The 26,332-nt window shown below is 57.5% G+C and carries 24 protein-coding genes; 12 read left to right on the top strand and 12 right to left on the bottom strand.

Annotated features, from left to right (window positions below):
* Positions 1-34: 34 nt before the first annotated feature.
* Together ARC85_RS11055 and ARC85_RS11050 are read right to left on the bottom strand one after the other, a co-directional pair.
* On the bottom strand, positions 35-1,450 hold the full coding sequence (locus tag ARC85_RS11055) for a cbb3-type cytochrome c oxidase subunit I (protein WP_199452491.1): 1,416 nt from the start codon (positions 1,448-1,450) through the stop codon (positions 35-37).
* Between the two features lie 10 nt (positions 1,451-1,460).
* Positions 1,461-1,910, bottom strand: a complete 450-nt coding sequence (locus tag ARC85_RS11050) for a c-type cytochrome (protein WP_022990832.1) — start codon at positions 1,908-1,910, stop codon at positions 1,461-1,463.
* A 190-nt stretch (positions 1,911-2,100) separates the two neighbouring features.
* Between ARC85_RS11050 and ARC85_RS11045 the strand changes: the two genes are divergently transcribed.
* The gene (locus tag ARC85_RS11045) at positions 2,101-3,027 is read left to right on the top strand and encodes an AEC family transporter (protein WP_153740643.1); all 927 of its coding nucleotides are present in this window, start codon (positions 2,101-2,103) and stop codon (positions 3,025-3,027) included.
* On the opposite strand, the gene rrtA is transcribed toward ARC85_RS11045, so the two are convergent.
* The gene (rrtA, locus tag ARC85_RS11040) at positions 2,987-3,526 is read right to left on the bottom strand and encodes a rhombosortase (RefSeq protein WP_194841899.1); all 540 of its coding nucleotides are present in this window, start codon (positions 3,524-3,526) and stop codon (positions 2,987-2,989) included. The two genes, ARC85_RS11045 and rrtA, sit on opposite strands and share 41 nt — an antisense overlap.
* Before the next feature lie 154 nt (positions 3,527-3,680).
* Between rrtA and ARC85_RS11035 the strand changes: the two genes are divergently transcribed.
* Both ARC85_RS11035 and ARC85_RS11030 read left to right on the top strand, forming a co-directional pair.
* Positions 3,681-5,828 carry a M12 family metallo-peptidase gene (locus tag ARC85_RS11035; protein ID WP_153740645.1) on the top strand — a complete coding sequence of 716 codons (2,148 nt, stop codon included), beginning with the start codon at positions 3,681-3,683 and terminating at the stop codon, positions 5,826-5,828.
* Positions 5,813-6,274, top strand: coding sequence for a DUF6174 domain-containing protein (locus ARC85_RS11030; RefSeq protein WP_011786552.1), 462 nt, complete (start codon positions 5,813-5,815; stop codon positions 6,272-6,274). Before ARC85_RS11035 ends, ARC85_RS11030 begins: the two co-directional genes overlap by 16 nt.
* A 5-nt stretch (positions 6,275-6,279) precedes the next feature.
* Here the strand turns inward: ARC85_RS11030 and ARC85_RS11025 are convergent, their stop codons facing one another.
* On the bottom strand, positions 6,280-6,921 hold the full coding sequence (locus tag ARC85_RS11025) for a cation diffusion facilitator family transporter (protein ID WP_022990837.1): 642 nt from the start codon (positions 6,919-6,921) through the stop codon (positions 6,280-6,282).
* A 64-nt stretch (positions 6,922-6,985) separates the two neighbouring features.
* Positions 6,986-7,450 carry a Cd(II)/Pb(II)-responsive transcriptional regulator gene (gene cadR / locus ARC85_RS11020; RefSeq protein ID WP_041655025.1) on the bottom strand — a complete coding sequence of 155 codons (465 nt, stop codon included), beginning with the start codon at positions 7,448-7,450 and terminating at the stop codon, positions 6,986-6,988.
* Positions 7,451-7,554: 104 nt separating this feature from the next.
* Between cadR and ARC85_RS11015 the strand changes: the two genes are divergently transcribed.
* Positions 7,555-9,174 carry a BCCT family transporter gene (locus ARC85_RS11015; RefSeq protein WP_199452489.1) on the top strand — a complete coding sequence of 540 codons (1,620 nt, stop codon included), beginning with the start codon at positions 7,555-7,557 and terminating at the stop codon, positions 9,172-9,174.
* Positions 9,146-9,607: a universal stress protein gene (locus ARC85_RS11010; protein ID WP_023008590.1), complete on the top strand. Its 462-nt coding sequence runs from the start codon at positions 9,146-9,148 to the stop codon at positions 9,605-9,607. Before ARC85_RS11015 ends, ARC85_RS11010 begins: the two co-directional genes overlap by 29 nt.
* 18 nt (positions 9,608-9,625) lie before the next feature.
* Here ARC85_RS11010 and ARC85_RS11005 read toward each other — a convergent pair whose 3' ends face one another.
* Entirely contained in the window at positions 9,626-11,143 is a 1,518-nt protein-coding gene (locus ARC85_RS11005; protein ID WP_199452488.1) for an FAD-binding domain-containing protein, read from the bottom strand.
* Entirely contained in the window at positions 11,143-11,283 is a 141-nt protein-coding gene (locus ARC85_RS11000) for a DUF2256 domain-containing protein (protein WP_011786546.1), read from the bottom strand. Before ARC85_RS11000 ends, ARC85_RS11005 begins: the two co-directional genes overlap by 1 nt.
* A 68-nt stretch (positions 11,284-11,351) precedes the next feature.
* Here ARC85_RS11000 and ARC85_RS10995 point away from each other — a divergent pair, with 68 nt between their 5' ends.
* Positions 11,352-13,040, top strand: a complete 1,689-nt coding sequence (locus tag ARC85_RS10995) for an HAD family hydrolase (RefSeq protein ID WP_199452487.1) — start codon at positions 11,352-11,354, stop codon at positions 13,038-13,040.
* A gap of 16 nt (positions 13,041-13,056) precedes the next feature.
* Here ARC85_RS10995 and ARC85_RS10990 read toward each other — a convergent pair whose 3' ends face one another.
* Positions 13,057-14,313 carry a type 2 periplasmic-binding domain-containing protein gene (locus ARC85_RS10990; protein WP_153740653.1) on the bottom strand — a complete coding sequence of 419 codons (1,257 nt, stop codon included), beginning with the start codon at positions 14,311-14,313 and terminating at the stop codon, positions 13,057-13,059.
* Between the two features lie 89 nt (positions 14,314-14,402).
* The gene (locus tag ARC85_RS10985) at positions 14,403-15,935 is read right to left on the bottom strand and encodes a cryptochrome/photolyase family protein (protein WP_153740654.1); all 1,533 of its coding nucleotides are present in this window, start codon (positions 15,933-15,935) and stop codon (positions 14,403-14,405) included.
* Positions 15,936-16,112: 177 nt separating this feature from the next.
* On the opposite strand from ARC85_RS10985, the gene hemN reads away from it, so the two are divergent.
* On the top strand, positions 16,113-17,522 hold the full coding sequence (gene hemN / locus ARC85_RS10980; protein ID WP_153740655.1) for an oxygen-independent coproporphyrinogen III oxidase: 1,410 nt from the start codon (positions 16,113-16,115) through the stop codon (positions 17,520-17,522).
* Between the two features lie 76 nt (positions 17,523-17,598).
* Here hemN and ARC85_RS10975 read toward each other — a convergent pair whose 3' ends face one another.
* Complete coding sequence (locus ARC85_RS10975; protein WP_286714858.1) at positions 17,599-19,617, bottom strand: methyl-accepting chemotaxis protein; 2,019 nt, start codon at positions 19,615-19,617, stop codon at positions 17,599-17,601.
* A gap of 283 nt (positions 19,618-19,900) precedes the next feature.
* Between ARC85_RS10975 and ubiU the strand changes: the two genes are divergently transcribed.
* The 5 genes from ubiU to ARC85_RS10950 all read left to right on the top strand — a co-directional run bounded on the left by ubiU (position 19,901) and on the right by ARC85_RS10950 (position 25,058).
* The gene (ubiU, locus tag ARC85_RS10970) at positions 19,901-20,896 is read left to right on the top strand and encodes a ubiquinone anaerobic biosynthesis protein UbiU (RefSeq protein ID WP_199452485.1); all 996 of its coding nucleotides are present in this window, start codon (positions 19,901-19,903) and stop codon (positions 20,894-20,896) included.
* 13 nt (positions 20,897-20,909) lie between these two features.
* Positions 20,910-21,809 (top strand): U32 family peptidase, encoded by a 900-nt coding sequence (locus ARC85_RS10965; RefSeq protein WP_199452484.1) that lies wholly within the window; start codon positions 20,910-20,912, stop codon positions 21,807-21,809.
* Positions 21,810-21,899: 90 nt separating this feature from the next.
* Positions 21,900-22,535 carry a ferric reductase-like transmembrane domain-containing protein gene (locus ARC85_RS10960; RefSeq protein ID WP_286714857.1) on the top strand — a complete coding sequence of 212 codons (636 nt, stop codon included), beginning with the start codon at positions 21,900-21,902 and terminating at the stop codon, positions 22,533-22,535.
* Positions 22,536-22,618: 83 nt separating this feature from the next.
* Positions 22,619-22,981, top strand: a complete 363-nt coding sequence (locus tag ARC85_RS10955; protein ID WP_153740660.1) for a DUF488 domain-containing protein — start codon at positions 22,619-22,621, stop codon at positions 22,979-22,981.
* 88 nt (positions 22,982-23,069) lie between these two features.
* Positions 23,070-25,058, top strand: coding sequence for a putative bifunctional diguanylate cyclase/phosphodiesterase (locus tag ARC85_RS10950; protein ID WP_199452482.1), 1,989 nt, complete (start codon positions 23,070-23,072; stop codon positions 25,056-25,058).
* Here ARC85_RS10950 and ubiT read toward each other — a convergent pair.
* Together ubiT and narL are read right to left on the bottom strand one after the other, a co-directional pair.
* The gene (ubiT, locus tag ARC85_RS10945; protein WP_194841901.1) at positions 25,033-25,578 is read right to left on the bottom strand and encodes a ubiquinone anaerobic biosynthesis accessory factor UbiT; all 546 of its coding nucleotides are present in this window, start codon (positions 25,576-25,578) and stop codon (positions 25,033-25,035) included. The two genes, ARC85_RS10950 and ubiT, sit on opposite strands and share 26 nt — an antisense overlap.
* A gap of 90 nt (positions 25,579-25,668) precedes the next feature.
* The gene (gene narL, locus ARC85_RS10940) at positions 25,669-26,328 is read right to left on the bottom strand and encodes a two-component system response regulator NarL (RefSeq protein WP_011786531.1); all 660 of its coding nucleotides are present in this window, start codon (positions 26,326-26,328) and stop codon (positions 25,669-25,671) included.
* Positions 26,329-26,332: the final 4 nt, after the last annotated feature.

The raw sequence follows: 26,332 nt of genomic DNA, 5'->3' as shown, positions 1-26,332 counted from the left end.
GCCGGGGCCCGAAGGCCCCGGCGATCAGACTTTATCAGGCGTCTGCCGTGGCAGGACCACGGACTTCCTCAGCCGGGCTGGCTTCGCCCTTGATGAAGAAGCTACCGAAGTACACCACCAGACCGGCCATGAAGAAGGCACCGGCGACAAATCGCATCCAGTAGAAAAGGGCGATCTGATCCTGGCCTGCCATGAAGGACAGCGCTTCACCGCTTTCCGGAAGACGCTGCAGCCAAACCTGCAGGACGCCGGCAGCGGTCAGGAACAGGGTGATGAACACCATGGAGATGGTCATCAGCCAGAAGCCCCACATTTCCACAATCTGGGCGGTATTGCTGTTGCCGTAGGGGCGACCGCGCATGATTGGCATGGCGTAGGAAATGATGGTCAGTACAATCATTACGTAGGCGCCATAGAAGGCCATGTGGCCGTGGGCTGCGGTAATCTGGCTACCATGGGTGTACCAGTTCACCGGAGCCAGAGTGTGCAGGAAGCCCCACACGCCAGCGCCCAGGAATGCCATGACGGTTGTACCCATGGCCCACAGCATGGCGGCCTTGTTCGGGTGGTTGCGTCGGCGACGGTTGATCATGTTGAAGGCGAAGACCACCATCATGAAGAACGGAAGCGGTTCCAGTGCAGAGAACACAGAACCCAGCCAGAGCCAGTATTCGGGCGGCCCGATCCAGAAGAAGTGGTGCCCGGTACCGATGATGCCGGTAATCAGCGCCATGGCGATGATCACGTACAGCCACTTCTCGATCACTTCGCGGTCTACACCGGTGAGCTTGATTAACACATAGGCCAGGATGGCACCCATGATCAGTTCCCACACGCCTTCTACCCACAGGTGGACCACAAACCACCAGAAGTACTTGTCGGTGGCCAGGTTACCGGGGTTGTAGAAGGAGAACAGCCACAATACGGCCAGGCCTACCAGGCCGGTGATCAGCACGATGTTGACCACGGTCTTGCGGCCTTTCAGCGCGGTCATGGCGATGTTATAGAGGAACGCCACCACGACCACGGCGATACCGATCTTGGTTATCGTGGGTTGCTCCAGGAACTCCCGGCCCATGGTGGGTAGCAACTTGTTCATGGTGACTTCTGCCAAGGTCGCGTAGTCCACAAACAGGTAGCCCAGGATGGTCAGCGTGCCGGCTGCCGCGAACACCCAGAACAGAATCCACGCCAGCAGGGGGCTGTGCAGTTCGGTCTGGGCTTCTTCCGGAACCATGTAGTAGGTGGCGCCCATGAAGCCGAAGAGCAGCCAGACAATCAGCAGGTTGGTATGCACCATCCGCGCAACGTTGAAAGGGATTTCCGGAAACAGGAAATCACCGACAACGTACTGGAGACCCAGAATCAGGCCGAACACAATCTGGCCGGCAAACAGAATCAGGGCAAAGATGAAGTAGGGCATGGCGACCCTTTGAGATTCGTATTTCATATCTGCTCCCTTACCCCTCGATGTTGGGTGGCCAACCGTTGTCGTCGATCTTGGATGTCCACTCCAGGAAAGCGGCCAGGTCTTCGATCTCGGAATCACTCAGATTGAAATCCGGCATCTGGCGCCGGCCCGGAATATTCGTGGGCATGGCGTTCATCCAGGCTTTCATGTATGCCTTGAAGACCTCAGTATCACCGCCGCCACGGCGGTCAAACACGTTGGCCAGTTCGGGAGCGAAGTAAGCGCCTTCGCCCATGATGGAATGACAACCGACACAGTTGTTCTCTTCCCACAGATGTTTGCCGCGCACCACCTGTTCGGTGAGCTCGTCGCGGTTATCCCGCTCGGGCATAGCACGCAGCTGAGTGTCAAAAGTCAGGGCCAGGAACAGCAGGACGAAGAAGGCACTTCCCCCCAGATATATGTTCCTGGCCATGCTTTTGGTAAAGCGCTCGGCCATTGGTCTCTCTCCTTGGTTGTTACGAATACCTGACTGCCCCACTAGGATATAAAGATGCATCCCTAATGCTATTGATGATTATCAAAGATGATCCCGGGTTTCTCTATTGCGCTGGGGAGTTACCTCTTGATGGGTAGGTGGTAGACTGCCCCGCTGGTTGTATTTTCAAGGTTTTACGCCCGGAGAGATCATGTCTGCCGCCCTGGCCCTGCTGCTCAAACTCCTTCCGCTTTACGTTACGGTGGCACTGGGCTGGATTGCCGGTCGTTTTCTGGAGGCCAGCGGTCGGCACATTGCCGGCATCATGCTGTATATCGTGACGCCGTCTGTGGTGTTTTCGGGCGTGATGGCGGCGCCGCTCAGCGCCGAGGTGATCCTGTTGCCCGCCCTGGTGTTCGGTTTCTGTAGCGTGATTGCCCTGAGTCATATGGCCATTGCCCGAAAGCTGCTTTCGGATGGCAGCGCGGCGGTGATTCCACTGTCAGTGGGAACTGGCAATACAGGATATTTCGGAATTCCGGTGGCGCTGTTGCTGTTTGGAGAGGAAGGCCTGGCGCTCTACATTGTCTGTATGCTGGGAACGACCCTGTTCGAGAATTCTGTCGGGTTTTATCTCGCCGCCCGGGGTAAATACAGCATTCAGGATGCGCTGCTCAGGGTGGCGCGCCTGCCTTCTGTCTATGCTTTCCTGGCTGCGGTTGTACTCAACCTTTCCGGAGCCTCCATTCCTGACGTCTTTATGCCCCTGTTCGATAATCTGCGCGGCGCCTACAGTATTCTCGGGATGATGATTATCGGCATGGGCATTACCAGCTTTCGGGGATTGGCCGGCAACCCCCGATTCACTGCCCTGGCATTTTTCGGAAAGTTCGTGATCTGGCCATTGGTGGCTATTGTGTTCTGGTGGGTTGATTCAGCGCTTCTGGGAATTTACGAGCCGGCAGTGCATCAGGCCATATTCCTGATTTCCATCACACCGATTGCCGCCAATACCGTGGTGATTGCGACTTTGCTGGAGGCCTCACCCAGGCAGGCAGCGGGTACTACGTTGCTCAGTACCTTGTTTGCCCTCGGTTTTATTCCAGTGATGATTGCTTTGGCGTTCGGCGCCGGATAAAGCCGGCTCCGGCAATCAGCAGTCCGGAAGCGAAACCCAGTGCATGGGCCTCCCAGATTACCGGTCCTCCAATCAGGGCCGTGGTCTGGGAACCGGCCAGTTCAAAACCTTCCAAAACAAGTTTCACGGACAGTGCTGCAAGCAGAGTGATGGAAAGCCAGCGATCCGTTTTCAGCTCTCTCATTGCCAGAATTGCGGCCAGGCCGTGGATACAGCCGGAGAATCCTCGATAGCTGGCCAGGTCTGGCCGGAGCGACAATAGTCCCAGGGAGATCGCTGCGGCCATCAGCAGTGTGATCCAGAGTAACCTGCCGACAGGCAGGAAGCGTGGGAACAGAAGAGCGAGAATAAGCACGCCTGCCAGATTCAACAGGAGATGGTTCACGTTCAGGTGAACCAGGTGACCCGTAAACAAGCGCCACCACTGGCCGGATGTGATTGTGTCCGGTTGCCACTGCAACAATTGAGGTGGAAGAAAAAATGAAAATACAAGCACCATGCATAACAAGAGTGCCGACCTGTTAACCACTCGAACCCTCATGCGGGACATGTCTCTCATAAATGCAGATTGTTACTGGTTCGGGCTGGTCTCGCCCTGCCAAGCCTATTAGTTTGCGCGAATTCCAATTGCCTTAACAGAAAAGGATTCGCCCGTGAGACGTTTGCTGTACCTTTTCCCGATACTGGTTCATGTCTGGCTGTTGTTGTTCTCAATTCATGCCAGCGCTTCGGAGTCGCTGGATTTGTGGATAGATGGCCAGGATTACGAAGTTGAGCTGCAAGCCAATAATCGGCTGGTCTCAGCCCTGGGGGCGCACCAGGCACTCGCCTTGGGCCGCCACTTTCAGGGTAAGGTGGCAGTCGACCCGGACAGCTGGGTAAGGGTGTCTCGCCTGCAGAATGGCTGGGAAGGTATGGCCTACCTGTTTGGGCGTATGCATGTGATTGGTGGCCGGCAGGACAGTCAGCAGTTGGTCACTAAGAGCTTTGGGTTTGATGTCGCTCCCAGCTGCGGTGTTGACCATGTACACAGCAGTGCCGTTATTGCTCCTGATCGTGTTCTTACGCCAATGATGGCGCAGGCGGTGTCTGCGAGCTACGACAGCCTCTGTGACAGCCGGGTAGAAGGAGCCTGTCTGTTGCTGGAGCTGGAGGTGGTTTTCGATCTCGAATTCCAGCAACGTTTCCCCGACGACTTCCAGGATCGGGCTGTCAGCATTCTGAATCTGGTGGAAGGGTTCTATTTCGAGCAGTTCGGTATTGCGCTGGATACCCTGAGTCTTACTTTCCTGAAGACGAATACCTTCACCACATCCACTTCAGCGGATGAACTATTGGATGATGTGCGCGCGCAGGTGGCCGGCGGCAGTCTGCCGTTTCAGCAGAATCGGCGCGCCCTGTTGCACCTGGTGAGCGGAAGGGATTTCGATGGAAGTACGGCCGGGCTGGCCTGGGTAGGTAGCCTCTGTAGTAACAGCGGGTATGGTACCGGTGTTACCAACGCGTTTGACTCCAACGTGTTGACCGCTGTCGTCGTTGCCCATGAGCTCGGTCATAATTTCGGTGCCAATCATGATGAGCAGCAGAACAGCTGTTCGACCGGATTCATCATGAGCCCCTGGGCAAACCCGGATGCGACCCGGTTTTCGTCGTGTTCTGAAACCAATCTGATCAATACCATTAACCAGCAACCGGCGCTGGAACAGTGTTTCAATTTTCCGGCCGATACCATGCTCACGGCGGTAACCACAAATCCTGAGAGGATACCGGGACAGAGCCAGTTCCAGGCCTTTTTTGATATTGGCTATCAGAGCGCTTCCGAAAATGCAGATCGATTGGAAGTCACGGGCGAACTGACGGGCACAGACACCCGGCTGGAGATGGTCACCGTTGACAGTGTGCCTTGCGAGATCTCATCCCGGTCCTATAGCTGTTCCGATCTTATCCCCGATGCTCAGGGACACCAGCTCGCGATTCAGGCATATTCAGGTACCGAAGCCAATCTGACCCTGAATCAACGGGTCTCCCTGATCAGCTTGAGTGGTGAAGTACTGGATTTGCAGCCGGCCAACAATACGCTGGAAAGCCGTTTTGAGGTCGCGCCCACCGCGGTTGCGGCTCCTGGTGACCTGGTGGTGACACCGGAGGCCCGGAGTGCGTTTCTGCGATGGCAACCAAGCGAGACCACAGAAGCTGGCTATGTTGTGCAACGTATGGCCCCTGGCGAGACCGCCTATTCCGACCTGCCTGTGACCTTGTCGGCGGGCACGAATCAGTACCGCGATGCGTCTTTGATCGCGACCGGTGAGTATGCGTATCGCGTGGTGGCCGTGCTGGAGGGCGTGCGTTCATTGCCCGGCAATTCAGCGAGCATAAGCTGGAACAACGCCCCTGTTGCTCCCGAGGGGCTGACCGCTGTGGCCGAGGCGGGCCGTGTGCTGCTGGCCTGGACCGAGAATGCTGGTCCTCAGACCGGATATCGGATTGAACGTCGCCGTACAGGAACTGAATATACCCCGTGGCAGTTGCTGGCAACGGCTCCTTACGGTACCGAGAGCTATGTCGATGAGACACCGGTGGCGGGATATACCTACGAATACCGACTGGTTGCTATCAACGGTGGTCAGTTTGCCAGCAGTGAGACGGTTCCGGCAATCATGCCGGAGCTCGAGGAAACCTCGACCGACGAAGACCAGGGTGGCGATTCATCCGGTGGCGGTGGCAGCCTGGGCGCGGGGTGGTTGCTGGTTGCTCTGACGGCCGTGATCGTCAGAAGGAGGCGGTGGTGGAACGTCAGATAACCTGCACAGGCCTGGTGCTGGTGGTGTCATTGCTGGCGGCGGGTTGCGCCGGCGCCGGCAAAGACAATACCCCGGTGCTGGATTTTCAACAGGCTCAGGCCGTTTGGCAAGCCCATGGTATCGACAGTTACGAGGTTACGGTGTGGCAAACCTGTTTCTGCCCTCCCGACCTGCTCCAGCCCATGCGAGTGACTGTGCGCGAGGGAACGGTGATCGATGTTGAAGGTTTGGAACAGCCGATCAACCATCCGGATATTCTGGACCCCAGGCGCCTGACCATTGATGGTTTGTTGGGTGTTATTGATAAAGCCCGGCACAGTGCAGAAACCCTGGTCGCTGAGTACGATCAACGCTATGGGTTCCCGGTACGGCTGGAAGTGGACGGTAGCCCATTCATCGCAGACGATGAATTCTCCTACCGTCTATCGGATTTCCAGCCTTTCTGAGGGACTCAGGTCTCGCTGGCCTGCAATTGTGCGTCACGCTTCGCGTCATTGATATCGGCGCGGGCATGGCGAACCACGCTAACTCCGGCGGTGACGGCCAGCGTACCCATGATGGCTGCGACGATCAGATCTGGCCAGGCACTGCCGGTGCCGAACACGCCCAGTGCGGCGGCCATAACGGCCATATTGCCGATAGCGTCGTTGCGGCTGCAAAGCCAGACCGAGCGCATGTCTGAGTCACCGTCCCGGAACCGGAACAGCATCACGGCAACAAAGACATTGGCGGCAAGCGCCAGCAGCCCCACCATGCCCATGGTCAGTGGCTCGGGCGTGATGCCGCTTTGCAGTACCCAGACGGCCCGGCCCCAGACCACCAGTCCGAACACGGCCATGGTCAGACCTTTTACCATAGCCGCCCGCCCGCGCCAGAGCATCCCCATTCCCAGAACGCTCAGAGAAAGCAGATAGTTGGCGCTGTCGCCAAAGAAATCGATGGCATCGGCCATCAGGGAAACGGACCCGGATTGCAGGCTGGCGAAGCCTTCCACCAGAAACATCACCAGATTCACCCACAGCGCCAGCCAAAGCGCTTTTCGGAACCCCGGAGCGGGAGTTTTGGGTTCAGGTGCAGAACAGGAACACGCCATAGAGACCTCCAATGTTTAAGTGTCTCCATTAAAAACCCTGTAGTTGCTACAGGGTCAACACCTGCTAATCATGATGGCCTGATCCATGAGTGCCTGGTACATGGTTATCCGATGCGGTGGGTTCCGGGAGGGTGGCCAATTCGTCGCTGAGCCCGCCCAGAATCCCACATTCCCGGATGGTCCGCGGGTCTGAACAGGCGTTCTGTAGGTTGACCAGCATCTGTTCCAGGCTTTTCAGTTCGTTGAGCCTGGCCCGCACATGTGACAGGTGTCGAGCCAGCAGAGCATTGACGTCTGAGCAATCGGCAGTGGGTTTTTCAGCCAGCCGGATGAGTTCACGAATCTCGTCCTGCGCCATGTCCAGATTGCGGCAGCGCCGGATGAACAGGAGGCGGTCGAGGTGTTCCTGACGATAATAGCGATATCCGTTTTCGCCGCGCTCTGGCTTGGCCATCAGCCCGATTTTTTCAAAATAACGGATAGTTTCTACCGGAACACCGGCCTGCCGGGACAACTCTCCAATTTTCATGATGTATTCCCTTGAATGCCTGACATCGGTCAACTCTCAGCCCGAAGACGATACTGTCACTATGGTACAGTGGCGCGGTGGTTTCATGGAATGAGGAGGCGACTGTGCTGGAGCGCCTGCAACACCGGCTGGGCTTGCAGACAATACCCGGAGTGTTCTTTAGTTCAGCTGCTATAGCCGCGCTGTTTGTGGCTTTGGCGATTCCTTTTGACCAGGCTGTGGCCAGCAGTTTCGGGCAGTTGACCGGATGGGTGGCCCGTAACCTGGGCTGGTTCTATATCCTGGCGGTGTCTTCGCTTCTGATTTTTCTTCTTGGTCTGGCGCTCAGTCGCTACGGCAGCATCCGCCTTGGGGCGGATGACAGTCGGCCGGACTACTCGAATCTCACCTGGTTCACCATGCTGTTTGCTGCCGGCATTGGCACTATCCTCATGTTCTGGGGGGTGGCTGAGCCGGTGTCCCACTTTGCCAATCCGCCATTTGATGGTGTGCAGGGCGGCACCGAGCAGGCCGCTACCGACGCCATGACCATTGCCCTCTATCATTTCGGCCTTCACACCTGGACCATCTTTGCCATGCCGGGGCTGGCCATTGGTTATTTCTCCTATCGCCACAGCCTTCCCATGCGTATCAGCAGCCTGTTCTACCCGATTCTTGGTGAGCGCACCTTTGGTCCATGGGGCTGGGCGGTGGACGTTATCGCGGTGTTGGGCACGCTGTTCGGGGTGGCGACGTCGCTCGGGCTGGGCACGTTGCAGCTGAACAGTGGACTGAATTACCTGTTCGGTGTTCCTTCCGCGGGCTGGGTTCAGGTTCTGCTGATCACGGTTATTGCCAGCATTGCAGCGACCTCGGTAGCGCTAGGCCTGGACAAAGGAGTTCGGCGGCTGTCCCAGGTGAATATTCTGCTGGCGATTGTCTTGCTGCTGTTTGTATTTGCGGTGGGCCCTACCGTGTTTATTGCCGAAGGTATGGTTCAGAGCGTGGGTGATTATTTTGATGCCTTGCCCTGGCTGGCGTTCTGGACAGAAACCTTTCGCGAGTCGGACTGGCAACGCAACTGGACGTTGTTCTACTGGGCCTGGACGATTTCCTGGGCGCCCTATGTGGGTATTTTCATTGCCCGGATTTCCCGTGGGCGAACCATTCGGGAGTTCGTAGCCGGCGTACTGTTTGCGCCAACCGCGTTTACGCTGGTGTGGTTCGGCATCTTTGGTCTCTCTGCCATCAACGTTGAGATGAATGGCCTGGTGGCACTGGCGGATCAGGTGCAGAGGGATCCGTCGGTGGCCATCTTTGCGTTTCTTGATGTTTTTCCGCTGGCGGAGGCGGCTTCTGCTCTGAGTGTGGTCATTATTGTCATTTTCTTTACCACGTCATCGGACTCCGCCTCCCTGGTGATTGATATGCTGACACGCCGGGACGACCAGCCTTCGCTGATTCGCCAACGGATTTTCTGGGCGGCGGCCCAGGGGGTAATTGCGGCCACTCTGTTGCTTGCCGGCGGGCTGGATGCTCTGCAGAACGTGATCACTTCACTTGGTTTACCGTTCTGTATTCTGCTGATTTTTATGGCGGTGTCCCTCTATCGCGCTCTGCACGCCGATTATCGCGGCTACAGTGTGGATGAGCTGGTGCGAGGCCGCGCCTTCCCGGAAGTGGAAGCCGATTCTGAACCCAAACAGGAGAAAGGTTATGTACCGGAAGCTGCTGATCGCGATTGATCCGAAAGACGACGGGGAGGGCAAGCGTGCACTGGAAGCGGCCCTGAATCTTCTGGAGGAGGGGGGCGAGTTGCACCTGGCCAGTGTCTTCAACCCGGGTGGCAGCGGTTTCTTTCCTCACGTCACCGAAGAAGCACCGGAAGACAAAGAAGAACAGGTGCGGCACCACCTGGATCTGCTGGCCCGGAAATACCTGCCCCTGAACCGGGAGGCGATCCTGCACGTGGTGGCCGGTTCGGCCGGTGAGAAACTGGTGGCACTGGCCGGCCAGCTGTGTGCAGACCTGATGATTCTGGTCTCCCGTGGCGGTGGCAGCCACTGGCCGTTGCGCAAGGCAACGGTGGAGTATGTGTCGGTCAATGCCCCTTGTGCGGTGCTGGTGCTTCCCAGTATGGAGAAAAACGAGAGCGACGGACCTGTAGAGAGCGAGTAAGGTCCTTGTTCATTGGAATCAAAAAAGAGGGAGCTGTGATGACGGTTCAGAGTCCTGGCTGCCAGTCCTGGGCCGGTTCTGTGCCGGCCCCTTTCGACTGCCATGACGGTTGAGAACCCGGTCCGTCTCTGTCTGGCTCACTTGCTGCTTCCTGAACTCTCCGACAGCCTTGCGAGCCACCCGTGCTGCCTGCTCATGATCACAGACTGGTGAAATATAGGTATTGCCGCCAAAGCGCTGCTTCTGGGCCGGCGTCATCAGCCATGGGGTGTGGATCATTTCCGCCGGGACGCCGGCCAGCTCCGGTATCCAGCGGCGGATGAACTCACCTTCCGGATCCAGTTTCTGGCTCTGCAACACCGGGTTGTAAATGCGCAGGGCGTTGATGCCGGTGAGCCCCGATTGCATCTGGGCCTGGGGATAGTGAATGCCGGGCTCGAAATCGGTAAACAGGCGAGCCAGGTGCAGTGCCGGGTCCCGCCAGTGCAGCCAAAGCTGATAACTGGCCACCGCCATCAGCATGGCCCGCATGCGGAAGTTAATCCAACCGGTGTGCTCCAGGCTGCGCATGCAGGCATCCACCAGCGGCCAGCCGGTCTGGCCCTCCTGCCAGCGATGCAGTCGCTCGCTGTTGTTTGGTCCGGTTTTCAGGTGCTCCAGTTCCCGATGCATGGCACGGAATTCCAGTTCCGGTTCATCCTCCAGCTTCTGGATAAAGTGGCAATGCCAGTGCAGCCTTGAGCGAAAGCTGGTGAGGCTTTTCTTCTTGCGAGGCAGAGTGTTGCGGTGGTCTCCGGTCTCTTTTGACTGCTGATAGACATCGCGTAGGCTGATGGTGCCCCAGGCCAGGTGAGGGCTGAGCCGTGAGCAGGCGCGAGGTGCGGTAAGCGGTGAGGACATGTTGTACTGATAACCCACGCACCGCCGTTCCAGAAACGAATCCAGCAGGGCAATGGCCCGTTCGCTGCCGCCGGCCTGACGATCCGGGCATGGGCCACCGTTAAGCTGGGCGGGTGCGGGTAAGCTCTGCGGCCAGCCGGAGGTATCCGGCGAACGAATCCCTTCGGGTGCAGGCAGGCGTGTGCTTTTGATGATCCGGTTCCAGTGCTGGTCCCAGTCGTCCCGGTTGACCAGTCGCCGAACGACACCAAAGCCCTGCCATTCGCGGAACTCAATCTGCTGGCTCTGGCACCAGGCAATCACCGCTTTATCCCGTTGAAAGGTCCAGTCCCCGCCGGTTTCCTGATGGCAGAACACCTGTGTGATGCCGTACTGCTGTTTCAGGTCATCCAGGGTTCTGATGACCTCCCCGTGAGCAATCAGCAGATCACTGCCCAAGCGTTTTAACTGTTTGCGCAAGGATTCGAGAGACTCCGCAACGAACTGCCACTGCCGGCGGGAGGTGTCCGGTTGCTGCCAGTATTCCTGCTCCACCACATACAAGGGAATCACCGGCTGCCCGGATTGCACAGCGGCGCACAGCGGGCCGTGATCCTCCACCCGTAAATCCCGTTTGAACCAGACCACGACTGCCATCAGTGCGGCCCCCGATTGCGCCGGCAACGCTCACTGCAGTATTTCACCTGGTCCCAGTCCTTTGCCCACTTCTTGCGCCAGGTGAAAGGGCGATGGCAGGCCGGGCAGATTTTCTCAGGTAAGTGCGGTTTTTTGTGCATGGGCGGTTTATGGGTTTAACTGAAAGAGGTGTGTGGATATACGTGACTGAGCTTCCAGAGGTTTTGCCATGTCCCGATTCGACGACAACATCCTGCCACCCTCGGTCCTGATCTTCGACTGGCACGGTACCCTGGTGGACACCCATGATGCCATGTTCAGCGCCATGGAGGAGATGTTACCGCAACTGGAAGAGCTGGGCCTCGTGGAGCAGTTGCTGCCTGAAGACCAGTGCCGCACCGAAGACGACGCGCGGCTGGTGCGTTACATCCGAATCTACCGCCGATTGCACCCGCGGATTCTGGCTGAGCGCCGGGTCTCCCGAACGGATATTTTCAACGCCATCTTTGGTGAGAACAAGGCTCCCAAGCTGATCGCGCATAAAGCCTACAATCAGGCTTACCGGAAGTACTTCGGCCAGGTCAAACCGTTTCAGCCGGGCGCTTATGAGTATCTGTCAGCACTGAAAGCCCTGGGTATCAAGCTGGCGGTGTGCACCAACCGCAACCGGGAGTTCCTGGACCGGGAACTGCAGATTGTCGACGAGGGCCGCTGGCTGCATTTGTTCGATGCCACCGTGTGTGCTGATGACGTCACTGAATACAAGCCGGATCCGGAGGTTATCCTCAAAGCGCTGGAAAAGCTGTCGATCCAAACGGATGAACACGCCTGGTATATCGGGGACAGTTATGTGGACATGCTTACCGCACACCATGCCGGTGTGGCTGGAGTGTTCTACAACGGTGCCTGTTGGGAGCCCGACCGGGTCAGCAGCTGGTTCACCAAGCGAGACGCCCCGACCGCTGTTCTCGACAGCTTTGAAGATCTGATGGATTTACTCGCCCTGCTGGAACGTGAGCATTCCGAAGCGTTTGTCGCCAGCCCGGCAGAGGTGCGCCCGAAACCCTTCCCGGCACCAGAGCGGCCGGAACCCCGCATTGAGCCGGACTGGCACCCGGCGGTGGTGAAACTGATTCGCCCGGCGGTGATCCTGTTCGACTGGCACGCCACTCTGGTGGACACGCTCGATGCCATGTACCACGCGGTGGATGACATGCTGCCGGATTTCCACAAGCTGGGGTTGATGGACCGGATGGTGGCGCCGGAAGACAGCAAAACCCCGGAAGATGCCCGCCTGGTGGCATACGTGCGAGAGTTCGCCAAACTGCATCCCAAGGTAAAGGCTGATCGAAAAATCTCCCGCACCGATATTTTTGAAGTGCTGTTCGGTGAGGATCAGGACGCCAAGCAGATTGCCCACAAAGCCTTTAATCATCACTACCGGAATCACTACGGCACCGTGAAAGCCTTCGAGCCCAGGGTGCGGGAAATGCTGGAAGGGCTGCGCAAGCTGGGTATCCTGGTGGGCGTGATCACCAACCGCGACCGGGAGTTTTTCGAGCACGAACTGGCGGCGGTGGAAGATACCGGCTGGACACACCTGTTTGACGTTAACGTGTGTGGTGATGATACCCCGCTGCGCAAACCCCACCCGGATCAATTGCTGCTGGCAGTGCAGAAGCTGGATTACCCACCGGACCCCAGTGTGTGGTACGTGGGCGACTCTACCACTGACATCATTGCGGCCAAACGGGCCGGTATGAGCGCGGTGTTCTTCAACGGCGCCCAGTGGGATTTGCCGTGGCTGAACCGGATTTTTCCCGGTACTCACAAACACCCGGACAAACCGGATGTAGTGGTTAACGATTTCTCCGAGTTTTGGGCTCTGGTGCTGGCCTGCGAAGTCGGGCCTCCCTGACTCTGGAAGATGTTGGTTATTCTGCCGAGCCGGGGGCGGGGGGATTGTGAAGAGCGTGTTCGATGTCGAGCCCGAGTACCAGCACGCCTTCGAGTCCGTTGTTGAGTTTATTCAGCGGCACCGGAAAGCTGACCATCACCTGGAAACGGGCGGTGGAGGCATCGTAGCGAATCGGCGAAATCCACATGTCGCGCTTTCTCTCAACGCCTCGGTCGGTTTCAAGGGCGATTTCCTGAACCTTGGGCTCGTCGCCCTGCCAGTAGTCTGAGGACAGGCGGCTCATGGCGACCAGCGCCCCGGCTTTGTCGGTCAGCAGTACCTCGGTAACGAGTGGCGAGTGGCTGGCCTGCCAGGCTGTCATTGCCCGGGAAGCCGGCAGCTCAAGTATTTCGCCAGCCAGCGGTGTCGGATGGTGGGGTGCCAGCGCTTGCCAGAGCGTGTCCTTGGTCAGGATATCGGTCAGGTTGTCATAGGTCGGCCCCTGGTAGATGGCATTGGTCAGATTGATGTTGCCGGAGAGATCAGCCATCAGTGCTTGCGCCAGCCCCTGAACCTCAGACGCTTCCTGTTCGGACAATTGCATACTGGGCATTTCACAGCCGGCAAGGTGTGCGTTAAATCCGGACAGGAAGCGAGGGTGGTCCGCAGAAAAGCGAGAGCTCACATACAGGTGCAAAGGCGCATACCGAACAAAATCAGAATTCAGTGACCAATCTACCCCGGATTTCTGGTTCTGCAGGTATTTCATGGCACGCTGATCCATCAGGGCGAGATCAATCCGCTTTCGAACCAGCAGTGCCGGAAGCTGCTCAGCCCCGGTGACCGTGATAAAGGGTTTCAGGTCATTGTTTTCCAGCCAGAGGGCTTCATTGCTGCCACCGACCACGCCAATTCTTGCAGTGCCGGGGTCCGGTTTGGCTTCAGCGGTGAAAAACCAGTGCCATTTCTCCAGGGCGACCGGGTGCGAGCGAACGGCGGATTGGTCCAGTTCCTCGGACGGCCCGACGGCATAGTAGCCGTCCACCAGGTTGCGTTCCAACGAGTAACGGGCCCGGCTTTGCGGCATCAGACTGATCCTGGCCTGAAATCCGGACTTGTCCAGGGCGCAGCGGATGGTTTCCGTGGTTTCACCGGTAACCACTGGAATCTGGGGTTCCGCATACTGGTAAGGCGGCGCCAGAAAGGTATAAAGGCTGAAGCCATGGTGGTCTGCCCTCACGCTCAGTGAGGCCATAACAAGGCTCAATCCGATAATCAGGCTGCGGGTATCCATCTGCGCACTCAAGCGTCCAGATTGCTGACAATGGTAAGAGCATAGCAGTCATAATCCCGCTTTTCCGTACCTCATTCGGCGTAGTCGGATCACAGTGTTTCGATATTGGCCAGAACCCAGTCTGCCCTTGCCCGCAGGGCTTCCCGCCGTTCTGGCTTCTGCTTGTCCCAGTTCCGGTACATCATGGTCATTCGTGGATTGTTGGCAAAATCCTCCCGGTGCCGGTCAATGAAGTGCCAGTACAGGCTGTTGAACGGGCAGGCGCGGTCTCCGGTAGCGTCCTGCACCCGGTAGTGACAGTTCTGGCAATGGTCAGACATGCGCTGGATGTATTTGCCGCTGGCGGCGTAAGGCTTGGAGCCGAGGTAGCCGCCATCGGCGTGCATCACCATGCCCAGGGTGTTGGGCAGTTCCACCCAGTCGAAGGCGTCGATATACACTGCCAGGTACCAGTCACAGATGGCTTCCGGTTTCACCCCGGCCAGAAGGGCAAAGTTACCGGTGACCATCAGTCGCTGGATGTGGTGGGCATAGGCGTTGCGGGCCGTGGCATCGATGGCTTTATGCATGCAGCGCATCTTTGTATCGCCGGACCAGTAGAACCAGGGCAGCTCCCGAGTATTGCCCAGGCGGTTTTCCCGGGCGTAACCGGGCATCAGCAGCCAGTAGATGCCGCGCACGAATTCCCGCCAGCCGATGACCTGGCGGACAAAACCTTCCACCGCATTCAGCGGTGCCCGGCCGGCGTGCCAGGCCCGTACCGCTTCTTCGCAGACCTCCATGGGCTCCAGCAGCCCGGTATTCAGGTAGGGCGACAGAATGGAGTGGAACAGCCAGTCTTCGTTGTCTGACATGGCATCCTGGTAGTCGCCGAAGCAGGGCAGGGCAAAGTCGATAAAATGGGCAAGCGCCTGGCGGGCCTGTTCGGCGGTAACGGCATAATGGAAATCATCCGTGGTGCCGAAATGTTCCGAAAAGTGCTCGTTCACCAGTTCGATCACTTCGGTGGTGATGGTATCCGGCTCCTCCCGGAACGGAGTCGGAGCAGGCGGCTTGCCGGTCCATTTCTTGCGGTTATCGGCGTCAAAGTTCCAGTGGCCACCTTCCGGCTGGCCATCTGGCGTCATCAACAGGCCGGTTTTCTTGCGCATCTCCCGGTAGAAGAATTCCATGCGCAGCTGCTTTTTGCCGTAGGCCCAGCGGGCGAACTCGTTAATGGCGCACACGAAGCGGGTATCCGGCCGGATTTCCACGGGGATGCCCAGTGTTTTGTGCCAGCGGCTGATCTGTTCGTGTAAACGCCACTCACCACATTCTGTAGTAATGACTCGCTCCGGTTGGTATTTCCGCACCAGCTCCGCTATTACCTGTTCAATAGACTGTGCCGGATTGTCCGGGTGATAGCGCTGATAGTGAACCCGCCAGCCATCCTCCTCCAGTGCATCGGCAAAGTGCCGCATGGCGCTGAAAATGAACACCAGCTTCTTCTTGTGATGGTTGGTGTAGCTGGCTTCACTGTGGACCTCGGCCATCACGACCAGGTCGTTGTCCTTGTCTGCACCCTCAAGGGCAGAGAGACGGTGGCTGAGCTGATCACCCAGGATCAGGATGAGATTGGCCATGACGGGCTCCGGCTGAGTTTATCCTTTAGAGGTAGGCAGAATACGCCATGGGCGCAAGGGTGGTTCATTGGGTATGCTGGTACACTCAGCTGATTCGCATCAAATCGTGCCAGCCGCCGGTCAGGCATAATGCGCGCTTTCCGGCATGCCGATCCTATTCGACGTTAGAGTTTTACTATGGCTTCTGATACCGCTACAGCAAACAATCTGCCCGCTTTTATCTGGGATGAGGCGCTCATCCGCCGTTATGATCTGAGCGGACCTCGCTACACATCCTATCCAACAGCGGTGGAGTTCACCCCGAACTATTCCATTGAAGACATGGTCAAGGCGGCTGGCCGCAGCAAGGCCGCTGGCGGGCCCATCTCGCTGTATACTCACCTGCCGTTCTGTGCGCACCTTTGCTACTACTGCGCCTGCAACAAGGTGATCACCAAGAAGCGCGACAAGGCCATGCCCTATGTGGAGCGGGTACTGAAAGAAGCGGCCATCCAGTCGAAACTGTTCGGTGCCGACCGCCCGGTCAAGCAGCTGCACTGGGGTGGTGGTACACCTACCTTCCTGCCCAGGGATGTGATGCAGCACCTGATGGCCGGTTACGGTGAGCTGTTTAACCTGCAGTCCGGCGACGACCGGGACTACAGTGTCGAAATCGATCCCCGGGAAGTGGACGAAGATACCCTGTCCACCCTCTGGGAGCTGGGCTTCAACCGTATCAGCCTGGGCGTGCAGGATGTGAATCCGGAAGTGCAGAAAGCGGTGAACCGTATCCAGCCCCGGGACATGACTGAGTCGGTATTGAACGAAGCGCGCCACATCGGCTTCCGCTCCATCAACCTGGACCTGATCTACGGCCTGCCGTACCAGACTCCGGAAAGCTTTGCCGAAACCCTGGAATCGGTGATCGAGATGTCGCCGGACCGGCTTTCGGTGTTCAGTTACGCGCATCTGCCGGACCGTTTCTATCCGCAAACACGGATTCAGGCCGATACTCTGCCCAGTCCGCAGCAGAAACTGACCATCCTGCACAACACCATCAATCGTTTGCTGGAAGCTGGCTACGAATACATCGGCATGGACCACTTCGCCAAGCCGGACGACAGCCTGGCGGTGGCCCAGCGCGAAGGCCGCCTGCATCGGAACTTCCAGGGATACACCACTCACTCGGATTGTGACCTGGTGTCCCTGGGTGTCTCCGCCATCGGCCAGACCGACGACGCCTACTTCCAGAACAACCACGACCTGCCGTCCTGGGAGGCGTCCATTGATGCTGGCCAACTGGCGATTATTCGTGGCGTGGGCCTGACCCGCGACGACCGCATCCGCCGCTGGGTGATCGGGCAGCTGATCTGCCAGTTCCGACTGGACCGCAAGCAGTTTGCCGAACAGTGGAATGAAGATTTTGACCGCTATTTCGCGGATGAAATAAACCGCCTGAAGCCGATGATTCAGGACGAGTTGATTGCGGATTCCGGTTCTTTGCTGCAGGTTCAGCCAGCCGGTCGCCTACTGATCCGGGCCATTTGCCAGATCTTCGATCTGTACCGCAAGGAAGGGGCGAGCCAGCGGTTCTCCAGAATTATCTGACTGGAGAACAATGAGCACAAACGCAAGAGGGCTGCCACATGGCAGCCCTCTTGCGTTGTCGTGGAGGGTTTTCTGATCAGGCCACTTTGAACTCATTGGCCAGATCCTGTAGCTGTCGGGCCAGCCGCGCCTGCTCCTGGGTGACCTCGGTGATTTCCTGGGAGCCGGTCAGGGTCAGGAGGGCAGCTTCGCTGACAGATTCCATATTACCCGCCAGTTCGCGCGTGACGGCAACCTGCTGTTCCGACGCAGTGGCAATCTGGGTCGCCATATCGGAAATGCTGTTCACGTCCATCAGAATGTCAGCAAAGGTCTGTTCCATCTCTGAGGCTTGCGCGCTGGTCTGGTCGGCCAGTTTGTGGCTGGTGATAATTGAACGGCTGGCGTTGTCGGTGATGGTCTTGAAGCCGTTGATGATATCTTCAATCTGGGTAGTGGATTCATGGGTTTGCTGCGCCAGTGTGCGAACCTCATCCGCCACTACCGCAAAGCCTCGTCCGTGCTCGCCCGCCCGGGCGGCTTCGATCGCTGCATTCAACGCCAGCAGATTGGTCTGGTCGGCCACTTTCCGGATAACATCAACCACATCGCTGATGGTCGTGCTGCGTTGTTCCAGTTCTTCGATAACCTGGTTGACGTCCTGTACTGACTTCGCCAGTTCCCGGATCTGGGAGACACTGGTGCGCAGCACCTTCTCGCCGGTCTGGCTTTTCTCCATAGCCCGGCTGGAGGCGTCCGCCACCTGCTGGGTGTTGTGAGAAATCTCCTCTGAAGTTGCCGACATTTCTTCGGTGGCAGCGGCCACCTGCTCAATCTGTTGTTGCTGGTTCTTGATCTGTGAGGAATTCTGGCCCGCGGTTGAGCTGGTTTCCTCGGTGGCTGTGGCCAGCTGTACGCTTGCCTTGTCGATTTGCAGCAAAGCCTCGCTAAAGCGGCCGAACAGTTCATTGATTGCTTCGGCTATGGTGCCCGTCTCGTCCTTGCTGGAGACCGGAATCGCCTGCGACAGGTCCTTGTTGTCCATGGCGTTTCGAACACCTTCCAGCAGCTGATTCACCTGCTGATGAATGGCTCGAATAATCACGGTCATTAACAGAACCACCAGAACGATTGACGTCGCGGCAATGGCCGATGCCCAGATCAGATTGCTTCTGGCGGCATTCACGCCAGCGGTGCCCAGTGCTTTAACCTGTGAGAGCATATCAGTGCGGATGCCATTAATGGCCTGGATGCGGTTGGTAGAGGCTGAAAACCAGTCACTGGCTTCCAGGCCGTACATACCGGAAGGGCTGCTCAGAAGCATATCTCGCTGATCCAGCATTTTTCGGTGCTCGGCGGTTTCGGGAAATGACTCAATCCGACCACGGATATCCGAATTTGCACTCAGCATGGCGATTGCGGTCTGGAAATACGCTTGCTGACGCCCTGACAGGGCCGCTATTTGCCCAACTGCAGGCAGGGCGAAGTTGCCGCTGCGCACCAGTGACGCCCCTGCAGCCCGTTCACGGCCTGCCATTTCGGCAGCTTCGGCAAGGGCAAGGTAGGCATTGATCTGCCGGGCAAGCTCGGGCTCAGATGCCCGGCGCACCAGCAACGGAATACGGTTAACGATTTCCATGATCAGGCTGGTGTAGCGGGCGCCGGATTCGGCACCAGACAACACCCGGCTATCAATATCCCTGCGCAGGCTGATTAGATTGCCAATGTCCCGCTGGAATCTGTCGACGCTTGCCTGAATGCTGCTGTCAAAGCGGGCTTCTTCAGCCAGTGCCTTGATTCCGTTCTGGTAGGCGCTCAGGTTCCTGTCGGTATTTTGTCTCTGGGATTGAAGATTGCGGGTTGCCTCGCGTTCGCCGTCAGAATCCGGGGCGCTGGAAATAAACACGGCCGAACGGCCCCGTTCTTTCTGCAATTCCTCAACCAGCGGATCCCCAAGCTCAGCCAGCCGAACCAAGGTATTGAGCTGTTGCATGTTGTCCAGGTCATCCATATTACGGGAGATGCTCTGGACCGAGAAAAATACAATGACCAGCAGCGCAGGCAGCACCAAAGTAATCAGCTTGCCTCGCATGGAGAGGTTGTTGATAAAAGTCATGGGAGGGCCTCATCATTGAGAATGGCGTCCATTGTGGATAAGTGTAGCAGTTCAGACCATTGACGCCTTGGGGTAGCTGAGGGGGTAGATTTCCACGTGTAAGTGCTTGTAATAAAAAGTTAAAATAATGATTTTTAGGCAGTTTTGGTTCAGGTAGGGGTTAATGCGTAGAGTACTGCCAAAGGGGTATTTGACCGGTTTCGGTCAATCCGCTGACAAAGGTCAAGGTGGGCTAAGTCGCTGACCGGTAAGGTGCACGGCAACGTGCTCAGCGGAGAAAACCATGGAACTTGTATGCCCGGCTGGTAGCCTTCCCGCCCTTAAAACCGCCGTGGACAATGGAGCCGATGCGGTCTATTTCGGCTTTCGGGACAGTACCAACGCCCGCCAGTTTGCTGGCCTGAACTTCAACGACAAGCGTGCAGCCGAGGGCATTGAGTATGCCCATTCAAAAGGCAGCCGTGTGTTCTGCGCCATTAATACCTATCCGCAACCCGATGGCTGGGAACACTGGAAAGCCGCGGTGGATCGTGCCGCCGGCCTTGGAGTGGATGCCATTATCCTGGCCGATATGGGACTGCTGGATTACGCTGCAAACAGGCACCCGGATATCCCCCGGCATTTGTCGGTTCAGGGTTCTGCCACCAGCCATGAGGCCCTGTCGTTCTACAAGGACAACTTCGATATCCGCCGGGCAGTACTGCCGCGCGTGCTGTCTCTGGATCAGGTTCGGGGTGTGGCCAAGCATAGCCCAGTGGAGCTGGAAGTTTTTGCCTTCGGCAGTCTGTGCATTATGGCGGAGGGTCGCTGCTACCTGTCTTCTTACCTCACGGATGAATCCCCCAACACCCGGGGTGCCTGTTCACCGGCCAAGGCGGTGCGTTGGCAGGAAACCTCTCAGGGGCTGGAATCCCGCCTGAATGAAGTGCTCATTGATCGCTATGGCCCCGGTGAATCCGCCGGTTACCCAACCCTGTGCAAGGGCCGGTTTGAAGTGGAGGGCAGCGTGTACCATGCCATCGAAGAGCCGGTAAGCCTGAATACCTTGGATCTTCTGCCGGAATTGAAGGGGCTGGGTATCAGCGCAGTAAAAATCGAGGGCCGCCAGCGCAGCCCGGCCTACATTGCAGATGTTGCCCGAACCTGGCGCCAGGCCCTGGACCGGGTTCAGGCCACCCCTGACAGCTTTGCTGTAGACAGTGCCTGGAACAGCACCCTCGCCGGTCTTTCCGAAGGTGGCCTGACCACCATCGGGGCCTACCATCGCAAGTGGAAATAAGGTTTTGCCCGCTATGATGAAACTCTCTCTTGGCCCGATTCTGTGGTTCTGGACCAAGCAGTCCGTATTCGATTTCTACGCTAACGCTGCGGAGTGGCCAGTAGATACCATCTATCTTGGCGAAGTGGTGTGCTCCCGCCGCCGGGAACTGAAGCCCGATGACTGGCTCGACCTGGCCCGGGATCTGAAGGCTTGTGGCAAGAACGTGGTGCTTTCCACATTGACGCTGATCGAATCCGAAGCGGATCTGCGGCGACTTCGTCGGTTTTGCGAACAGGATGAGTTTTTGGTGGAGGCCAACGACCAGAGTGCCCTGCAGGTGGCGATCCGCAACAAGATTCCGTTTGTTACCGGCCCGTCCATGAACATCTACAACTCGGCCACCCTGAAGATCCTCGCCAGACAGGGTCTGCAGGGCTGGAACCTGCCGGTGGAACTGGGCAAGGAAACCCTGGAGCAGCTGATCCGGGAGCTGAAGGCCGACGGCCTGGATCTGCCCGCCGAGGTATTCTCCTGGGGCTTCCTGCCATTGGCCTGGTCGTCTCGCTGTTTCACTGCCCGTCATTACAACCTGCCTAAAGACAACTGCGAATTCCGTTGCCTGGAGCATCCAGGTGGCATGGAACTGCGTTCCAGGGAAAGCCAGGAACTGTTCCGGATCAATGGCATTTCCACGCTCTCCGGCTCGCGCTACGACCTGATGAGGGAACTACCGGAGATGGAGCGTATGGGTGTCAGTACCGTGCGACTGAGCCCGGAGCATCAAGGGATGGAACAAGTGGTCAAACGCTTTGATCAGGTGCGCCGGGGGGAAGTGCTGGTCGCCGACCCGCTGCAGCTGGTGGAGGCCCCGCCATGTAACGGGTACTGGTACGGCAAGCCGGGAATGGATCTGATCGTAAAGTCTGTGTAAAGCCCGTTGAGCGTTGATTGAGGTCAATAGATAGCCGATGTACCAGGAGTAGCTTGCTAGGGTACTCAAACTGCATTGGGGTTTATTGTTATGGCTCGCGTCCCGCTATTTTTCTGGGGTCTGACTGCTTTGGTCGGCGTCCTGTGGTTTGTTTCCGACAGCCTGTGGGTTTCCCCCTTCGCTTACTTTCCGTTCCGCTCTGTGTTTGTGCAGTTTTCCGGCATTCTGGCCGTAGTGATGATGGCGGTTGCGTTGGTACTGGCACTGCGTCTCCGGTCTCTGGAGCGTTGGGTTGGTGGCCTGGACAAGGTGTACCGGCTGCACAAATGGCTGGGCATTGGTTCACTGGTGCTGGCTACGTTGCATTGGTGGTGGGCCAAGGGCACCACGTGGATGGTGGGCTGGGGCTGGCTGGAGAAGCCGGCCGGCAAAGGGGCGGGACAGCAACTCGCCGGCCTGGAAGCCTGGTTCAGGGGGCAGCGGGGGCTGGCAGAAACCCAGGGAGAATGGGCTTTCTACGCGGCGGCCGTTAACCTGGTTATTCGATGCAGTCGTACCGAAGGCCGACTGACACCGGAGGAAATTCGCGATGCGGTGCCGGATTGGCAAGGCGCCAGCCTGTGGTTCTGCGGCCCGTTGGGCATGGCCCGGACCCTGTTCAACGAATTCCGCAGATGGGGCCTGCCTGCCCGGCGGATGCATCGGGAGTTTTTTGAGATGCGGTAAATGCGTTATGTCATGGCGGGTTTTGAATTCATAGGGGGTGAAGGCTAGGCTCAAGGACACCATTAGCCGGTTGGGAGGTTTCTATGGACATCCGCCTGAAACGAGCCTACGACCACGCTGCCCGCTCAGATGGCCCGCGTATTCTGGTGGATCGCATCTGGCCCAGGGGCGTTGCCAAAGAAGACGCAGACATTGCCCATTGGCTGAAAGGGCTTGCGCCATCTACAGAATTGCGGAAGTGGTTCGGCCATGACCCGGACAGATGGCCCGGGTTTCGAGACCGCTACTTCAAAGAGCTCAAGTCTGATGGGGCCGCAGAGGACCTGGATTTGTTCCGGCAGATCCTCAAAGAGCACAAACGCGTCACGCTGGTATTTGCCGCCAAAGATACCGACCATAATAATGCGGTGGCGTTGCGGGATTTTGCGTTGAGCGACCAGCTCTGAGGCAGCCCGCTCTCTGATTTAAAACAACTACATTTATTGGCAGTTGAACTATGCTCAAGACGGTGGTTGCCGTTTTGGGAGTCCTTCTGTGACCAATAATGTGCCGAATGCCTTCGAAATCTTCCCCTGGAACCGGAATTTCGAGACCGGCATTGATGATATTGATCAACAGCACAAGGTGCTGGTCAATATCCTGAATCGACTGGCGTGGCACTTTGCATCGGATACCTCCGAGTTAACGCCCGATCAGATTCTTGATGAGTTGCTCACCTACGCGGCGTTTCATTTTGAATACGAGGAAGCGATCTGGAACAAAACCCTCAGTGAAGCAGCGATGGCGAAAAGCCACCGCGAGTCACACCAGATGTTTTTTGCGCAGGTTGAGGAGCTGCGCAACAGCCGCGAACCTCAGGAAGAGGTGTTAACCAGACTGTTTGACTTCCTCACACGCTGGTTAGCCTTCCATATCCTCGAATCAGATCGCCGAATGGCTCTGACGGTTGAGTTGGTTCAGCAAGGCCTGGAAGTCAGTGAGGCAAAAAACCGGGTCGATGCAGAGCTGAGCGGTTCCGCCTCGGTGCTGGTCAACGCGCTGCTGGAAATTTACGGAAAGCTTTCATCAAGCACGATTCAGTTAATGCGGGAGAAAATGGCCCGCTTGAGGGCCGAAGACGAGCTGTCCCGAATACAGCATGAAAGGCTGAATCAGGCCCTGGAAGAACAAGCCCGAGAATATCAGCACCATCTGGAAACGCTCGCTTATACCGATGCCTTGACCGGCCTCTGGAACCGAAACGGCATCGTCCGACGAGTTCGTGAATACCTTGCAGATGAAGTGAGAGCTGAGAACTCGGCAGCCCTGGTGTCTATTGATCTTGATAATTTCAAGGATCTCAACGACTGTCTGGGAGAAGATGCGGCAGACCGAATGCTCGGCTTGCTGTCCCGGCGGTGGCTGGATGCGATCCCGGCGGATGCCTGCCTGGCGCGAACAGGTGGTGATGAGTTTGCATTGTTGCTGCCGGATGCCAGCCAAGCCGAGTCGCGGCTGGAAGCTCTGCGTTTGACGGCCAGTCAGCCTTTTGAACTCGACGGTGTTGAGGTTTCTGCGGGGTTTACGGCTGGTGTTGTCCTGTTTCCGGATGGCGCCGTTGAGGACGCAGACAGCTTGCTGAGGCAGGCGGATAATACCCTGTATCGGGCAAAACACGAGATGCGCAGTGGCTGGCTGTATCTTGATGCCGGCGAGCGGAGCCAGTATCGAGCCCGTCAGTTGTTACTGGAGGACATCCGCAGGGGGCTCAACCAGGATGAGTTCCGGCTTTATTTTCAACCCAAGGTTAATCTCCGGACTGGAGAGGTTTTGGGCGTTGAAGCGCTGATCCGGTGGCAACATCCCCGGGAAGGGCTGCTCCCTCCGAGTTACTTCCTGCCGGCGATTGAGCATCACACGCTGAATATTCAGGTTGGTGAATGGGTGTTGAGAAACTCGCTGCTGCAGATACAGCGCTGGGAGCAAGAGGGTGTCAGGGTCAATGTCAGCGTTAACATCGCCGCTAACCATCTTCAGTCTGATCACTTTGCCGGGCACCTGCAAAAAATCCTGTCTGGCTTTCCGGGGGTTGACCCTGTCAGGCTAGATCTGGAAATCCTGGAAACCGCTGCACTTGGGGATTTGGACAAAGCCGTACAGACCATTGCGGATTGCCGTGAGCTTGGGGTGACCTTCTCCCTGGATGACTTTGGTACTGGCTACTCATCGTTGTCTTATCTCAAGCGCCTTCCTGTCGATACTCTGAAAATCGATCGGGAGTTTGTATCCGGCATTGAGGATGACAGTGAAAACCTGTCAATTCTTCAGGGGGTGATCGGTCTGTCGCGGGTTTTCGGGAAGCAGGTGGTTGCGGAGGGCGTGGAAAGTGTCAGGCAAGGTGAGATTCTGCTGAGCCTCGGGTGCGAATGCGCTCAGGGATTTGCCATGTCTCCGCCCATTGAAGCGCCCCTGATCCCTGCCTGGATTAACCGTTGGAGAACGTTCCCGGAATGGGCGCTTACCAGGGTTTCAGAAAATCCCTGAGCCGCAGATGCCAGTCCAGGCTGTCGAGCAGGTTTTTCAGGGCCAGCCCCAGTTCAGTATCCCCCTCGATAACCAGCCGGCGCTGGAAGAACAACTGATCGGGGTCTTGCTTTCGTTCCGCCAATGTACGGAATGCACCAACGGACCCCCGGATAGTGGCTTCACCAGGACCGTTCAGCACCCGCAGGCGCCCGGCCCAATAACCGAGGGTAATGCCTGGCTGGCCGCCATTGATTTCGAGGCGGATTCGACGGCCCTCGAAATCGTCGAATTCACCTTCTGCAATGGCGTCCGAGAAAAGCCGGTTGAGGGGCGCTTCCGCTGCCAGTTGTTTCAGGGCGACGGGCATTCGCTGATCAATGCCGTTCAGGAGTGGCACCGGTGACGGGGCATACTCCCGGATCACGGCTAGGGTCTGGCCCGCAAGGGGATTGTGCTGGAGTTGATTGCTCAGGCGTTGCAGCTGCGCGAACCCGGGTGGTGTGGGCAATTTGCCGAAACTGGGCAGGGTAGGCAGCATGGCAGGCTCTCCTGAAATCATGAAACAGACAGGGAGAGCCTACCTCAAACCGCAATAAACGGATTTGATATAACTCAGGGGAATGAACAGTCAGCCCTTGTGCAAGCCTTCCTCGACCGCCCAGACGGCGACTTCCACCCGCGAGCGCAGGTTCAGCTTTTTCAGCAGGTGCTTGACGTGGACCTTGACAGTGCCGTCACTGATGTCGAGTTTACGCCCGATCATCTTGTTGGACAGGCCTTCGGCAATCAGCCGGAGAATATCTTTCTCCCGCGGCGTCAGGCTGTCGAAGTCGGGACGGCTGGTCTGCTGCGGTTTGTTGGAACGCAGGGCTTCAGCCAGCAGGGTCGTGAGGCGGTCACTGATCACCATCTTGCCCACCGCCGCCTGGTGCAACTGGGCGATCATGTCCTCGGGCTCCATGTCCTTGAGCAGGTAACCGTCGGCGCCCGCCCGCAATGCCGCGACCACATCGTCTTCCTGGTCTGAGACAGTAAACATAACGATGCGCGAGCTGACATTCTGTTCCCTGAGCTTTCTCAGGGCTTCGATGCCGTCCATTTCCGGCATGTTCAGGTCCATCAGGATCAGGTCCGGCTCCAGCTCGGTGGCCAGACGGATGCCATCGGCGGCATTGCTGGCTTCGCCGATCACTTCCATGTCGTCTTCCATGCCGATCAGCTGTTTGATGCCCTGGCGCAGCAGCGGGTGGTCGTCGATCAACAGAATGCTTGCGGGTGTCTCAGACATTGTT

The sequence above is a fragment of the Marinobacter sp. tcs-11 genome, from assembly GCF_002049515.1.
In the GTDB taxonomy this organism is placed as follows: Bacteria; Pseudomonadota; Gammaproteobacteria; order Pseudomonadales; family Oleiphilaceae; genus Marinobacter; species Marinobacter nauticus.
The sequence above is the reverse complement of the archived record's forward strand: the minus strand, read 5'-3'. Positions and strand labels throughout refer to the sequence as shown.

Coding starts and splice junctions, on each gene's coding strand:
- ARC85_RS11055 (WP_199452491.1), bottom strand. CDS start 1,450: ATGAAATACGAATCTCAAAGGGTCGCCATGCCCTACTTCATCTTTGCC.
- ARC85_RS11050 (WP_022990832.1), bottom strand. CDS start 1,910: ATGGCCGAGCGCTTTACCAAAAGCATGGCCAGGAACATATATCTGGGG.
- ARC85_RS11045 (WP_153740643.1), top strand. CDS start 2,101: ATGTCTGCCGCCCTGGCCCTGCTGCTCAAACTCCTTCCGCTTTACGTT.
- rrtA (WP_194841899.1), bottom strand. CDS start 3,526: ATGGTGCTTGTATTTTCATTTTTTCTTCCACCTCAATTGTTGCAGTGG.
- ARC85_RS11025 (WP_022990837.1), bottom strand. CDS start 6,921: ATGGCGTGTTCCTGTTCTGCACCTGAACCCAAAACTCCCGCTCCGGGG.
- cadR (WP_041655025.1), bottom strand. CDS start 7,450: ATGAAAATTGGAGAGTTGTCCCGGCAGGCCGGTGTTCCGGTAGAAACT.
- ARC85_RS11010 (WP_023008590.1), top strand. CDS start 9,146: ATGTACCGGAAGCTGCTGATCGCGATTGATCCGAAAGACGACGGGGAG.
- ARC85_RS11005 (WP_199452488.1), bottom strand. CDS start 11,143: ATGGCAGTCGTGGTCTGGTTCAAACGGGATTTACGGGTGGAGGATCAC.
- ARC85_RS11000 (WP_011786546.1), bottom strand. CDS start 11,283: ATGCACAAAAAACCGCACTTACCTGAGAAAATCTGCCCGGCCTGCCAT.
- ARC85_RS10995 (WP_199452487.1), top strand. CDS start 11,352: ATGTCCCGATTCGACGACAACATCCTGCCACCCTCGGTCCTGATCTTC.
- ARC85_RS10990 (WP_153740653.1), bottom strand. CDS start 14,313: ATGGATACCCGCAGCCTGATTATCGGATTGAGCCTTGTTATGGCCTCA.
- ARC85_RS10985 (WP_153740654.1), bottom strand. CDS start 15,935: ATGGCCAATCTCATCCTGATCCTGGGTGATCAGCTCAGCCACCGTCTC.
- hemN (WP_153740655.1), top strand. CDS start 16,113: ATGGCTTCTGATACCGCTACAGCAAACAATCTGCCCGCTTTTATCTGG.
- ARC85_RS10975 (WP_286714858.1), bottom strand. CDS start 19,617: ATGACTTTTATCAACAACCTCTCCATGCGAGGCAAGCTGATTACTTTG.
- ubiU (WP_199452485.1), top strand. CDS start 19,901: ATGGAACTTGTATGCCCGGCTGGTAGCCTTCCCGCCCTTAAAACCGCC.
- ARC85_RS10965 (WP_199452484.1), top strand. CDS start 20,910: ATGATGAAACTCTCTCTTGGCCCGATTCTGTGGTTCTGGACCAAGCAG.
- ARC85_RS10960 (WP_286714857.1), top strand. CDS start 21,900: ATGGCTCGCGTCCCGCTATTTTTCTGGGGTCTGACTGCTTTGGTCGGC.
- ARC85_RS10955 (WP_153740660.1), top strand. CDS start 22,619: ATGGACATCCGCCTGAAACGAGCCTACGACCACGCTGCCCGCTCAGAT.
- ubiT (WP_194841901.1), bottom strand. CDS start 25,578: ATGCTGCCTACCCTGCCCAGTTTCGGCAAATTGCCCACACCACCCGGG.
- narL (WP_011786531.1), bottom strand. CDS start 26,328: ATGTCTGAGACACCCGCAAGCATTCTGTTGATCGACGACCACCCGCTG.